The 12,002-nt window shown below is 62.2% G+C and carries 12 protein-coding genes; 7 read left to right on the forward strand and 5 right to left on the reverse strand.

Annotation, left to right across the window (positions count from 1 at the left end; genetic code table 11):
- Positions 1 to 82: 82 nt before the first annotated feature.
- The 5 genes from mutM to HJB89_RS03930 all read left to right on the forward strand — a co-directional run bounded on the left by mutM (position 83) and on the right by HJB89_RS03930 (position 5,900).
- Positions 83 to 973 carry a bifunctional DNA-formamidopyrimidine glycosylase/DNA-(apurinic or apyrimidinic site) lyase gene (gene mutM, locus HJB89_RS03910; protein WP_207582627.1) on the forward strand — a complete coding sequence of 297 codons (891 nt, stop codon included), beginning with the start codon at positions 83 to 85 and terminating at the stop codon, positions 971 to 973.
- 22 nt (positions 974 to 995) lie between these two features.
- Positions 996 to 1,769, forward strand: coding sequence for an enoyl-CoA hydratase (locus HJB89_RS03915; protein WP_207582628.1), 774 nt, complete (start codon positions 996 to 998; stop codon positions 1,767 to 1,769).
- A gap of 191 nt (positions 1,770 to 1,960) precedes the next feature.
- Positions 1,961 to 2,239 carry a 30S ribosomal protein S20 gene (gene rpsT / locus HJB89_RS03920; RefSeq protein ID WP_003570835.1) on the forward strand — a complete coding sequence of 93 codons (279 nt, stop codon included), beginning with the start codon at positions 1,961 to 1,963 and terminating at the stop codon, positions 2,237 to 2,239.
- A gap of 857 nt (positions 2,240 to 3,096) precedes the next feature.
- Positions 3,097 to 4,647 carry a chromosomal replication initiator protein DnaA gene (gene dnaA / locus HJB89_RS03925; RefSeq protein ID WP_207584239.1) on the forward strand — a complete coding sequence of 517 codons (1,551 nt, stop codon included), beginning with the start codon at positions 3,097 to 3,099 and terminating at the stop codon, positions 4,645 to 4,647.
- Positions 4,648 to 4,817: 170 nt separating this feature from the next.
- Positions 4,818 to 5,900 (forward strand): saccharopine dehydrogenase family protein, encoded by a 1,083-nt coding sequence (locus HJB89_RS03930; protein ID WP_207582629.1) that lies wholly within the window; start codon positions 4,818 to 4,820, stop codon positions 5,898 to 5,900.
- A gap of 61 nt (positions 5,901 to 5,961) precedes the next feature.
- Here HJB89_RS03930 and hemW read toward each other — a convergent pair whose 3' ends face one another.
- Genes hemW through rph form a run of 4 tightly spaced genes read right to left on the reverse strand, consistent with a single transcriptional unit; the run spans position 5,962 to position 8,960 of the window.
- The gene (gene hemW / locus HJB89_RS03935) at positions 5,962 to 7,164 is read right to left on the reverse strand and encodes a radical SAM family heme chaperone HemW (RefSeq protein WP_221132414.1); all 1,203 of its coding nucleotides are present in this window, start codon (positions 7,162 to 7,164) and stop codon (positions 5,962 to 5,964) included.
- Positions 7,165 to 7,173: 9 nt separating this feature from the next.
- The gene (gene rdgB / locus HJB89_RS03940; RefSeq protein WP_207582631.1) at positions 7,174 to 7,818 is read right to left on the reverse strand and encodes an RdgB/HAM1 family non-canonical purine NTP pyrophosphatase; all 645 of its coding nucleotides are present in this window, start codon (positions 7,816 to 7,818) and stop codon (positions 7,174 to 7,176) included.
- Entirely contained in the window at positions 7,819 to 8,244 is a 426-nt protein-coding gene (locus tag HJB89_RS03945; protein ID WP_207582632.1) for a VOC family protein, read from the reverse strand.
- Positions 8,241 to 8,960 (reverse strand): ribonuclease PH, encoded by a 720-nt coding sequence (gene rph / locus HJB89_RS03950; protein WP_007633796.1) that lies wholly within the window; start codon positions 8,958 to 8,960, stop codon positions 8,241 to 8,243. The genes HJB89_RS03945 and rph overlap by 4 nt, the downstream gene beginning before the upstream one ends.
- Before the next feature lie 126 nt (positions 8,961 to 9,086).
- Between rph and hrcA the strand changes: the two genes are divergently transcribed.
- Together hrcA and grpE are read left to right on the forward strand one after the other, a co-directional pair.
- A complete protein-coding gene (gene hrcA, locus HJB89_RS03955; protein ID WP_207582633.1) occupies positions 9,087 to 10,175 on the forward strand; it encodes a heat-inducible transcriptional repressor HrcA in 1,089 nt (362 codons plus the stop codon).
- A 168-nt stretch (positions 10,176 to 10,343) separates the two neighbouring features.
- The gene (gene grpE / locus HJB89_RS03960) at positions 10,344 to 10,976 is read left to right on the forward strand and encodes a nucleotide exchange factor GrpE (RefSeq protein WP_207582634.1); all 633 of its coding nucleotides are present in this window, start codon (positions 10,344 to 10,346) and stop codon (positions 10,974 to 10,976) included.
- Positions 10,977 to 11,018: 42 nt separating this feature from the next.
- Here grpE and HJB89_RS03965 read toward each other — a convergent pair whose 3' ends face one another.
- Positions 11,019 to 11,963, reverse strand: coding sequence for a nucleoside hydrolase (locus HJB89_RS03965; protein ID WP_221148984.1), 945 nt, complete (start codon positions 11,961 to 11,963; stop codon positions 11,019 to 11,021).
- Positions 11,964 to 12,002 lie beyond the last annotated feature (39 nt).

Consider the following 12,002-nt stretch of genomic DNA (forward strand, 5'->3'; position numbering starts at 1 on the left):
CAGGGCCGCACTCTCCGCGGCACACTGGCGCTATAGCGCACATCGTCGTCGGTTGAAACACGTTAGATATAGATGGGTTAAGATGCCGGAATTGCCAGAAGTCGAAACGGTGAAACGCGGCCTGGCGCCGGCGATGGAGGGGGCTCGCATCGCCAGGCTGGAGCTGCGCCGCGGCGATCTGCGCTTCCCCTTTCCCGACGCTTTCGCCGACAGGGTATCCGGCCGCACCATCGTCAGCCTTGGCCGCCGTGCCAAATATCTGCTGGTCGATCTCGACGACGGCAACACGCTGATTTCCCATCTTGGCATGTCCGGCTCTTTTCGCATTGAGCAGGGTGCCATCTCCGGCGCGCCGGGTGAATTCCACCATGCCCGTTCGAAGGACGAGAAGCACGATCACGTCGTCTTTCATCTGGAAGGTCAAGGCGGTCCTCGCCGCGTCGTCTACAACGACCCGCGCCGTTTCGGCTTCATGGATATGGTGGGGCGCGCCGATCTTGCCGCCCATCCGTTTTTCCGCGATCTCGGCCCGGAGCCGACGGGAAACGAGCTTGGGGCAGCTTTTCTCGCCGAACGCTTCCGGGTCAAGGCGCAGCCATTGAAGAGTGCGCTGCTCGACCAGAAGAACATTGCCGGTCTCGGCAATATCTATGTCTGCGAGGCGCTGTGGCGCGCCCATCTTTCGCCGATCCGCGCCGCCGGCACGCTGGTGACGGCAGTCGGCCGGCCGAAAGAGCAGCTCGACCTGCTCGTTGCCTCGATCCGCGACGTCGTTGCCGATGCGATCGCAGCCGGCGGATCGTCGCTTCGCGATCATATCCAGACCGACGGATCGCTCGGCTATTTCCAGCATTCCTTCTCCGTCTATGATCGCGAAGGTCAGGCTTGCCGCACGCCCGGCTGCGGCGGTACGGTCGCCCGCATCGTCCAGGCGGGCCGCTCCACCTTCTATTGCGCCACCTGCCAGAAGTAAGATCCGGAACCGGGAGAACAGCATGGCCTACGAGACCCTGATCGTCGAAACCCGAGGCAATGTCGGCCTCGTCACGCTGAACCGACCCCAGGCGCTGAACGCGCTGAATTCCATCGTCCTCAAGGAATTGAGGGAGGCCTATGCCGCCTTCCATGCCGACGAGGCGGTCGGCGCGATCGTGCTCACCGGTTCCGAGCGCGCCTTTGCCGCCGGCGCCGATATCAAGGAGATGCAGCCGCTCGAGTTCGCCGATATCTATAAGAGTGATTTCATCAGCGGCTGGGATGACGTCGCCAAGGCGCGCAAGCCGGTGATCGCCGCCGTCAGTGGGTTTGCGCTCGGCGGCGGCTGCGAGCTTGCCATGATGTGCGATTTCATCATCGCCGCGGAGACGGCGAAGTTCGGCCAGCCGGAAATCACCCTCGGCGTCATTCCCGGCATGGGCGGCTCGCAGCGGCTGACGCGCGCCGTCGGCAAGGCGAAGGCGATGGATCTCATCCTGACCGGCCGGATGATGGATGCCGCCGAGGCCGAACGATCGGGACTCGTTTCGCGTGTGGTGGCGCCCGAGCGTCTCATCGACGAGGCGCTGGCGGCGGCCGAAAAGATCGCCTCGCTGTCGCGCCCCTCGGTCTTGATGGCCAAGGAGGCTGTCAACCGCGCATTCGAGACGACGCTGGAGGAGGGCTTGCGCTTCGAGCGCCGGCTGTTTCACAGTCTCTTTGCCACCGACGACCAGAAGGAAGGCATGGCGGCCTTCGTCGAGAAGCGCAAACCGGCTTTTACGCACCGTTGAGTGCTTTTAGGCGGTTCCAGCCGCAAAGCTTGAAAATCCGCGTTGACGTGGGCCGGCTTTAGAGTTATATGCCCGCCCACGGTTCGGAAAGCCGGTTTGGTTTTCCGCGATTGCTCCCGAATTGCTGGATTTTGTGGCCGCAGGGCCCGCGGTAATAGCGGAGTTTGTTCGAATTCTTGAGAGAGGCATCCATGGCCAATACAACTTCGGCGAAAAAAGCGACCCGCAAGATCGCCCGCCGTACCGACGTCAATAAGGCTCGTCGCTCGCGCGTTCGTACTTTCGTTCGCCAGGTCGAAGAGGCCATCGCATCCGGTGACGCCGCCAAGGCGAAGGAAGCTTTCCTGGCTGCTCAGCCCGAGCTTGCCCGCGCCGCCAGCAAGGGCGTGCTGCACGCCAACACGGCATCGCGCAAGGTCTCGCGCCTGGCCGCTCGTGTGAAGGCTCTTTCGGTCACTGCGACCGCGTAATCTTCCATTAACGGCTTCCTCGTTATGATTAGCCCGGTAATTTTACCGGGCTTTTTCGATTCAACCGATCAGCCCCTGTATGGTTAATCTCACGACTGTTTCGTGTCAGCGCCATGACAGGAAAAATTGTTCAAAAACAAAGACTTGCGCAAGGATGCTTTCACGCTGCGCGACTCTGCCCCAAGCTTCCGGGACCAGGGGGGAGTCAAGAAGATTATTATTTTTTTTCTTTCCCTGCGTGTCAAAATAGCCCGAACGGGGAATCTCCTTGATTCAAAAGCGATTCTTTTTTGACGCTGGTGTGACGCCCGAAAAGGGCAGGCGGAGTCAATGGCCGCTTGTTAATTTTGCGTAAAATTCATCGTTGATATTGCCTTTTGATCCTGCCTAAATGGCCTCCAACAAGGGGCGCGGACATCACCTGCAGAGGCTCGGTCTTAACTGCCACGTCGGCAGGGCGATAAGTGCGTGCCATTTGTTACGGAGCCTTGCGCTTCCGTTTTTTCAAGCACTCGACGGATTTGGGCCGTAACGTGGCTGTTACGGGCAGGGATGTTTTGTGCCTTCAGTGGCCACACGTTTAAGGCGAGGCCGCCGGGGAAGGTTAAAGTGATATTGCGTTCGGGCTGATCGGTCGAAAACGAGGATCGACCGCCAGCCTGGCACGGAAAGCCGATGAAGGTTGCCGCATGAATGCGGTTCCTGCAACGGAATTTTGTGCCGGTCCCTTCGGGGGCAGTGTTTGAGTGAACCGGCAGGTGAGCGGCTTCATGAGGATGCCGTCAGCCCGCCAAAGCGGGGAATGATCGGGCGGCTATTTTAGCGGAAGCCGCCCGGTGGAATTGAAAGGCGGCATTATGCAGATGAATACGATGACGACGGGCGGGCCCGACAATGGGGATGTGGCACCGCAGACGTTTGGCTCCATTCGCCTCGACGTGGGAGAAGCAAAGGCGGAAATGAAGCACAGCATCTTGTTTGAGCGCGTCAGCGCGCGCTTGAAGGCCCAGGTTGGTCCTGACGTCTATGCCAGCTGGTTCGCCAGGCTGAAGCTGCATTCGGTATCGAAGAGTGTGGTGCGCCTTTCGGTTCCCACCACCTTCCTGAAGTCGTGGATCAACAATCGTTATCTCGATCTCATCACCGGCCTGTTCCAGGCCGAGGATCCGGAAATTCTGAAGATCGAAGTCCTGGTGCGCACGGCAACGCGCAGCAGCACGAAGGCACTCGATGAGGCGGCCCAGCCCGAGCCGGTCGCTGCCCCCCAGGCGCGCCGTCCCGCAAGTGCCCAGCCGGCCGGCCAGGCCGTCCAACAGGCGGTTTCCTCCGTTGCTGCGGCAAGGCCCGCAAGCTTTGGTTCGCCGCTCTTCGGTTCGCCGCTCGACAGCCGCTTCACCTTCGACACCTTCGTCGAAGGCAGCTCGAACCGCGTCGCGCTTGCAGCGGCGAAGACGATCGCCGAAGCCGGTTCCGGCGCCGTGCGCTTCAACCCGCTCTTCATCCATTCGACGGTCGGCCTAGGCAAGACACACCTGTTGCAGGCAATTGCCAATGCGGCGGTGCAGAACCCGCGGGCTCTGCGCGTCGTTTATCTGACGGCCGAATATTTCATGTGGCGCTTCGCCACCGCGATCCGCGACAATGATGCGCTGACGCTGAAGGATTCGCTGCGCAACATCGATCTGCTGATCATCGACGACATGCAGTTCCTGCAGGGCAAGATGATCCAGCACGAATTCTGCCATCTCCTCAACATGCTGCTCGACAGCGCCAAGCAGGTGGTCGTCGCCGCCGACAGGGCGCCCTGGGAGCTGGAATCGCTCGACCCGCGTGTTCGCTCGCGCCTGCAGGGCGGTGTCGCGATCGAATTCGACGCGCCGGATTACGAGATGCGTCTCGAAATCCTCAAGCGTCGCCTGGCGGCCGCCCGGCTCGAAGATCCGTCGCTGGAAATTCCGGCCGAACTGCTCCAGCACGTCGCCCGCAACGTCACGGCCAGCGGCCGCGAACTCGAAGGCGCTTTCAATCAGCTGGTCTTCCGGCGCTCCTTCGAGCCGAACCTGTCGATCGAGCGCGTCGACGAGCTGCTCGCGCATCTCGTCGGCTCCGGCGAGCCCCGCCGTGTGCGCATCGAGGACATCCAGCGCATCGTCGCCAGGCACTACAACGTCTCGCGCCAGGAACTGGTCTCGAACCGCCGCACCCGCGTCATCGTCAAGCCGCGCCAGATCGCCATGTATCTGGCGAAGACGCTGACGCCGCGCTCCTTCCCCGAGATCGGCCGCCGTTTCGGCGGGCGCGATCACACGACCGTGCTGCATGCCGTGCGCAAGATCGAGGAGCTGATTTCGGGCGACAACAAGCTTTCGCACGAAGTCGAGCTGTTGAAGCGGTTGATTAACGAATAATCGCCCGATTTTCGCAAAGCTTTGGCGGCTGGAAGCGATTCCGGCCGTTTTCTTTTATGAGCTTTTTATTCTATACCTCCGGCCTCCCAGTGCCTGTCGCTCAAAACGGCGGCGGTATTGGAGGGACGATACAAGATGAAGAAGCGCCGAATGGCGCGTGGGAGGAATGAATGAGTTTCGAAAAGATCGCCGTTCTCGGCCTGGGCAAGGTCGGACGGCTGGCGGCGACGCTGTTGCATGAAAGCGGCTTCGAGGTCATCGGCGTCGATGCGCAATTGCCGTTGAGCGACGTTCCCTTCAAGTGCCGCGCCGGCGATATTTCCGACCCGCAGGTGGTCGGCGAGCTGCTGTCGAATGTCGAGGCGGTGCTCTCCTGCCTGCCTTACCATCTGAACATCGAATTGGCGCGCGCCGCCCATCTGGCCGGCATTCATTATTTCGACCTGACCGAAGACGTTCCCACCACCAATTTCATCATCGAACTATCAAAGACCGCCCGCGGCCTGATGGCGCCGCAATGCGGCCTGGCGCCGGGTTTCGTCGGCATCGTCGGCGCAAGCCTTGCCGACGGCTTCGATCGCTGCCGTTCGATCCGCATGCGCGTCGGCGCCTTGCCGCAGCATCCGACCGGACTGCTCGGCTATGCCTTCAACTGGTCGCCTGAGGGCGTCGTCAACGAATATCTGAACGATTGCGAGGTCATCGAGGGCGGGGTGCGCAAGCTCGTCTCGCCGATGGAATGGCACGAGACCGTCTATGTCGGAGGCGTCAAGCTCGAAGCCTTCACGACGTCTGGCGGTCTCGGCACGATGTGCGACACGATGCTCGGCAAGATCGACAATCTCGATTACAAGACCATGCGGTATCCCGGCCATATGGAGCTGATGAACTTCTTCTTCCACGAGCTTCTGATGCGCGACAAGCGCAAGCTCGCCGGCGAGATCCTGACCAATGCCAAGCCGCCTGTTGAAGACGATGTCGTCTATGTCCACGTCGCCGCCGAGGGCACGGAGAACGGCAGCCTGCGCCGCAAGGAGTTCGTCCGCGCCTATTACCCGATCGAGATTGCCGGCGCACGCCGCACGGCGATCGCCTGGACGACGTCGGCCTCCGTTGTTGCCGTCATCGAAATGGTCCGCGACGGCCTGCTGCCGGCGACCGGGTTCCTGCACCAGGAGCATATTCCGCTGGAGATGTTTTTGAAGACGCCGACCGGCAGCCTGTTCAAGGCGGGCGCCACCGGCCACGGCTGAGAAATGCTTTCCGGCGCGGCCCGCGATGTCGGCCGCGCTGGACCAATGCATTGCGTGGGCGTCAGCAGGCGAGATCGGCGACGACGGAATCGAGGATCAGCATGCCGGACGGCGTGCAGCGCAGGCGTGAATTGCCGATCCGCTCGATGAATTTGTGTTCAAGCAGGAATTCCTCGCGTTTCGGGTCGAGGTCGCGGCCGGAAAGCTGTTGCCAGCGGGCAAGATCGACGCCCTCCCTGAGCCGCAGCCCCATCAGTAGCAACTCGTCGGACTGTTCCTCGTAGCCGAGTCGTTCCTCATCGAGAATGCCGTGGCCGTCACGTTCGACCATGTCGAGCCAGGCTTCCGGCTTGCGCTCGGTCGCCGTCGCGAGCTTCTCCGGGCCACGCGTCAGCCGGCCGTGGGCGCCCGGGCCGATGCCGGCATAATCGCCGTAGCGCCAATAGGTCAGGTTATGCCGGCTTTCCGCACCCGGCCGGGCGTGATTGGAAACCTCATAGGCGGGCATGCCTTCGCGCGCCGTAATCTCCTGCGTCGCCTCGTAGAGCACTGCCGATTGCTCGCCATCCGGCACGACTAGCTTGCCGGCCTTATGCAGGCCGTAGAAGGGCGTGCCTTCCTCGATGGTCAGCTGATAGAGCGAAAGATGGTCGACCGCATAGGAGATCGCCTCCTTCAGCTCCTTTTCCCATTCCTCGACCGTCTGCTGCGGCCGCGCGTAGATCAGATCGAACGACATGCGCGGAAAAATGTCGCGCGCCAGCCGGATCGCCTTCAGCGCGTCGGCGACGTCATGCAGCCGGCCGAGGAATTTTAGATCCCGGTCGTTCAGCGCCTGCACGCCGAGCGAGACGCGATTGACACCCGCCGCCCGGTAGCCGCGGAAGCGTTCGGCTTCGACGCTCGAAGGATTGGCTTCCATGGTGATCTCGATGCCATCTGGCACATGCCAGTGCCGCGCAATGCCGTCGAGAATGGCGGAGACCGTTTCCGGTTTCATCAGCGAGGGCGTGCCGCCGCCGAGGAAGATGCTCGTCACCGTCTTCGGCCCGCTCATCGCCCGCACCGTCGCCATCTCCTTCAGGAAGGCCGCCGTAAAGCGCTCCTGATCGACCGGCTGGTGGCGCACATGGCTGTTGAAGTCGCAGTAGGGACACTTCGCCGCGCAGAAGGGCCAATGCACATAGACGCCGAAGCCGGGCTCGCCGGTATCGGGCAGCAGCGCGGCGTCGCGCGAAAGGCTTGGCGTGTCGAAATTGTCCACGGAGTGATCCTATGCCTCCAGGCAGGTTTCGACAAAGAGTTTGAAGGCGCGGGCCCGGTGCGACAGCGCCTGCGGCTTGCCGGCGCTCCAGCCGTGTTTTTCCTCGCTGCTCATTTCCCCGAAGGTGATGTCGTAACCCTCGGGCTGGAAGACCGGATCGTAGCCGAAGCCCTGGGTGCCGCGCGGCGGCCAGGCGACGCTGCCTTCCACCTCGCCGCGAAACAGCTCCGTGTGGCCGTCCGGCCAGGCAAGGCAGAGCACGCTGACGAAACGCGCGGTACGCTGTTCCGGCTTGGTCGCGCCGGCATCCTGCAGTGCCTTTTCCACCTTGGCCATCGCCATGTCGAAATCGCGCGTTCCGTCTGATGTCTCCGCCCAATTGGCGGTGTAGACACCGGGGTCGCCGTCAAGCGCATCGACCACCAGCCCGGAATCGTCCGAAAGCGCCGGCATGCCGGCGGCATTGGCCGAGGCGACCGCCTTGATCGTCGCATTCTCCTCGAAACTTGTGCCGGTTTCCTCCGGTTCGACGAAATTCAGCTCGGCAGCCGATCTGGCGGTGAAGCCGAGCGGTCCGATCAGTTCCTGGATCTCGCGGATCTTGCCGGCATTGTGGCTGGCGACGACGATGGTCTTCGTTTCAAGCTTGCGCATTCAGATGTCCTGTTCGATGCCCCAGATTTTCGCCTCCGCGCATTCCAGGCTGTTGCCCTCAGGATCGCGGAAATAGATCGAGCGGCCGCCATTCGGCCAGTGCACTTCGGATTCGATCGCCACGCCGGCCGTTCTCAGCCGTTCGGCCATCGCATCGATGTTGCGGCCGGACACCCGAAAGCAGGCATGGCCCTGTCCGGTCGTGCCGTGCGGCGGCACCTGCAGGGCATCCCGCGCCGGCGGCTTCACCGTTTCCTCAGGATTGAAGATCAGCAGAACGCCGGGGCCGCAGCGGAAGAAGACATGCCGGTTGGCGGCGCGGGCGATCTTTTCAAGTCCGAGAACGTCTTCGTAGAACGTCTCGGCCTGATCGAGATCGCGTGCATAGAGCGCCGTTTCCAACATGCCTTCCAGCATGGGGTTCATCCTTCGACGGCTTGCTTCTGCAGCGCGACCAGTTCGCCGATGCCGTTTCTGGCAAGCTGCATCAGCGAGGTGAATTCGCCCTCGCTGAACGGTGTGCCTTCGGCCGTGCCCTGGATCTCGACGATCCCGCCGGTGCCGGTCATCACGAAGTTGGCATCGGTCTCGGCCGAGGAATCTTCGAGGTAATCGAGATCGATCACCGGCTGGCTGGCGAAGATACCGCAGGAGATGGCGGCGACATGATCCTTCAGGACCCGGTCGACCTTGATCATGTTGCGGCTTTCCATCCATTTCAGGCAGTCGTAAAGGGCGATCCAGCCGCCGGTGATCGAAGCCGTCCGGGTGCCCCCATCGGCCTGGATGACATCGCAATCAAGCGTGATCTGCCGTTCGCCGAGCGCCTGCAGGTCGACGACGGCGCGTAGCGACCGGCCGATCAGCCGCTGGATTTCCTGGGTGCGGCCGCCCTGCTTGCCGGCGGCGGCCTCGCGCTTCATGCGTTCACCGGTCGCCCGCGGCAGCATTCCGTATTCGGCCGTGACCCAGCCCTTGCCGGAATTGCGCAGCCATGGCGGCGTCTTTTCTTCGAGGCTGGCCGTGCAGAGCACATGCGTATCGCCGAATTTTACCAGGCAGGAGCCTTCCGCATGCTTGGAAAAATTGCGCTCGAACGAGACCTTGCGCATCTGGTCGATTTTTCTGCCTGAAGGCCGCATTCTTATCTCCTGGGGTTTGTTGACCGCTTCTACGATTGGCGGCGCTCATTTGCAAATTCCCTTTTGCCACGGCTGCGAGTTTGACTTACTTTCGGGAAATATCATCAGCGCGGGTTCGAGAGGTTCATGGGCATCAGGTCGACATCGGTTTCGGATGCCGTTGCTGCGCTCGACGAGCGCTCCAGGGAAATTTTTCGCCGCATCGTCGAGGGTTATCTGGAGAGCGGCGAGCCGCTCGGTTCGCGCAATCTGTCCCGCCTGCTGCCGATGTCGCTGTCGCCGGCCTCGGTGCGCAACGTCATGAGCGATCTCGAGGATCTCGGCCTCATCTATTCGCCGCATACCAGCGCCGGCCGGCTGCCCACCCAGATAGGCCTGCGCTTCTTCGTCGATGCCTTCATGCAGGTCGGTGATCTCTCCGCCGAGGACCGCGCCAATATCGATCGGCAGGTGCGGGCCGAAAGCGGCGGCAATCCGGTGGAATCGATGATGAACGAGGCAAGCCGCATGCTGTCCGGCATTTCGCGCGGCGCCGGCCTGGTCATCACCTCGAAAAGCGATCCGGTGCTGAAACATGTCGAGTTCATCCGGCTTGAACCGACAAAGGCGCTGGCCGTGCTCGTCGGCGATCACGATCAGGTGGAAAACCGAATCATCGAGCTGCCGGCGGGGGTCACCTCCTCGCAGCTGGCGGAGGCGGCGAATTTTCTCAATGCCCACATGTCCGGCCAGACCCTGCCGGAGCTCCGCAAACAATTAAGCCAGCTGAAGGATAACGTCCGTCACGAGCTCGATGCCCTGTCGCGTGATCTCGTCGAGCGCGGCATCGCTGTCTGGGCCGGCAGCCCGGACGAGGGAAAGCCGACGCAGCTGATCATCCGCGGCCGCGCCAACCTGCTCGAAGGCCTCGCCGGCGCCGAGGATCTCGACCGGCTGCGCCTGCTGTTCGACGATCTCGAAAAGAAGGACAGCCTGATCGAGATCCTCAATCTCGCCGAAACCGGTTCGGGCGTGCGTATCTTCATCGGTTCGGAAAACAAGCTCTTCTCGCTGTCAGGCTCCTCGCTCATCGTCGCGCCCTATCGTGACGATGACGATCGTATCGTCGGCGCCGTCGGCGTCATCGGTCCGACGCGGCTCAATTATTCCCGCATCGTGCCGATGGTGGACTACACCGCCCAGCTCGTCTCCCGCCTTTCGCGCAATCCCCTTTGATGCCGCTTTGACGTCGCAGCCCTTCAAAGTTCGACAGCGTCCGTTGGGCATCTGACGAGAGTGGCGCTGTACAGGCGCAGAATTTTCGCTTCTTTGTCACGCAGACTTGATTTTTTTCGGTCAAACCTCGATATCGGGCGCATCTGAAGACACCAACCGGAGACCGTCATGACCGATGACACGACGAAAAACGGACCTGACGCAACTGCGGCCGATGCCGCAGCCGACGCTGCCGCCTACGTCGAGAACGATATTGCGCAGGAAGAGGCCACCCAGCCGGACCCGCTCGAGCTTTTGAAAGCCGAAAACGGCGAACTGCGCGACCGCTATCTGCGCCTTGCTGCCGAGATGGACAATCTGCGCCGGCGCACCGAGCGCGAGGTCAAGGATGCCAAGTCCTATTCCGTCGCCGGTTTTGCCCGCGACATGCTTGCCGTCTCGGACAATCTGCGCCGGGCGCTGGATGCCATCCCGCCAGAGCTCAAGGACGCGGCCGATGCCGGCCTGACGACGCTGATCGAGGGTGTGGAGATGACCGAGCGCGCCATGCTGTCGGCTCTCGAACGCCATGGCGTTCGCAAGCTGGAGCCGGTCGGCCAGAAGTTCGACCCGAATTTCCATCAGGCGATGTTCGAGGTGCCGAACCCCGACGTGCCGAACAACACCGTCGTCCAGGTCGTGCAGGCAGGCTTTTCCATCGGCGAGCGAGTGCTGCGCCCAGCCATGGTCGGCGTTGCCAAGGGCGGCCCGAAGCCGGCCGAAGCCGAGACCAATTCGGTCTTCGACGAGAAGGACGCCTGAGGTTGCCGTTGTCCTCTCTTCAAGAGACGGACATCCAAAAAATCAGATGCGGGCGAAGCGTTCGATCAAAAGATCGAAGAAGCCGTCCGCATCGACGTGGCGCATGACTTTCGCATTGCGCTTGCGCTCGGTGACATGCCACCAGTCGACGACGGTCATGCCGGCGGTGAGTTCGGAGTGAACCTCGATCTCGACATTGCAGTCCCGGCCGTTGAAAAGCTCCGGCTTCAGCAGGTAGGCGACGACTGTCGGGTCATGCAGCGGCCCGCCGTCGGAGCCGTATTTCTCGATGTCGAACCGCTCGAAGAATTCCAGCATCTCGACCATGGCCTTTGCCGGCGCCGTGCCGATCTCGGCCATGCGCTTGACCCGGTCCTTGCGGGTCAGCAATTGGTGCGTCACGTCGAGCGGCATCATCACGATCGGGACGCCCGAGCGGAAGACGATATCGGCTGCCTCGGGGTCGACATAGATGTTGAATTCGGCCGCCGGGGTGATGTTGCCGCCCTCGAAGAAGCCGCCGCCCATCATCACCAGTTCGCGGATGCGCGGGGCGATATCGGGTGCTTTCTGCAAGGCCATGCCGATATTGGTGAGCGGCCCGAGCGTGCAGAGCGTCACCGTGCCTTCCGGCTCCAGGCGCAGCGTCTCGATGATGAAGTCGACGGAATGGCCGAGCTGCAGCGCCATCGTCGGCTCGGCGAGATCAGGACCGTCGAGGCCGGTCTTGCCGTGCACATGTTCGGCGGTCACCAGCTTGCGGGCAATCGGCGCGTCGGCGCCGGCGAAAACCTTCGTCTCCGTCCGGCCGCAGAGCTCGCAGACGATGCGTGCATTGCGGCTGGTGAGCGAAAGCGGCACGTTGCCGGCGACCGTGGTGATCCCCAGTACCTGCAGCTCCTCGGGGCTGCCGAAGGCCAGCATGATGGCGGCCGCGTCGTCCTGGCCGGGATCCGTGTCGATGATGATCTTTCTTGCGTTTGCCATCCGATGCACCGTTTTCTTCATTTCTCGTCACAAATCGGC

The sequence above is a fragment of the Rhizobium sp. NZLR8 genome, from assembly GCF_019685025.1.
GTDB lineage: Bacteria > Pseudomonadota > Alphaproteobacteria > Rhizobiales > Rhizobiaceae > Rhizobium.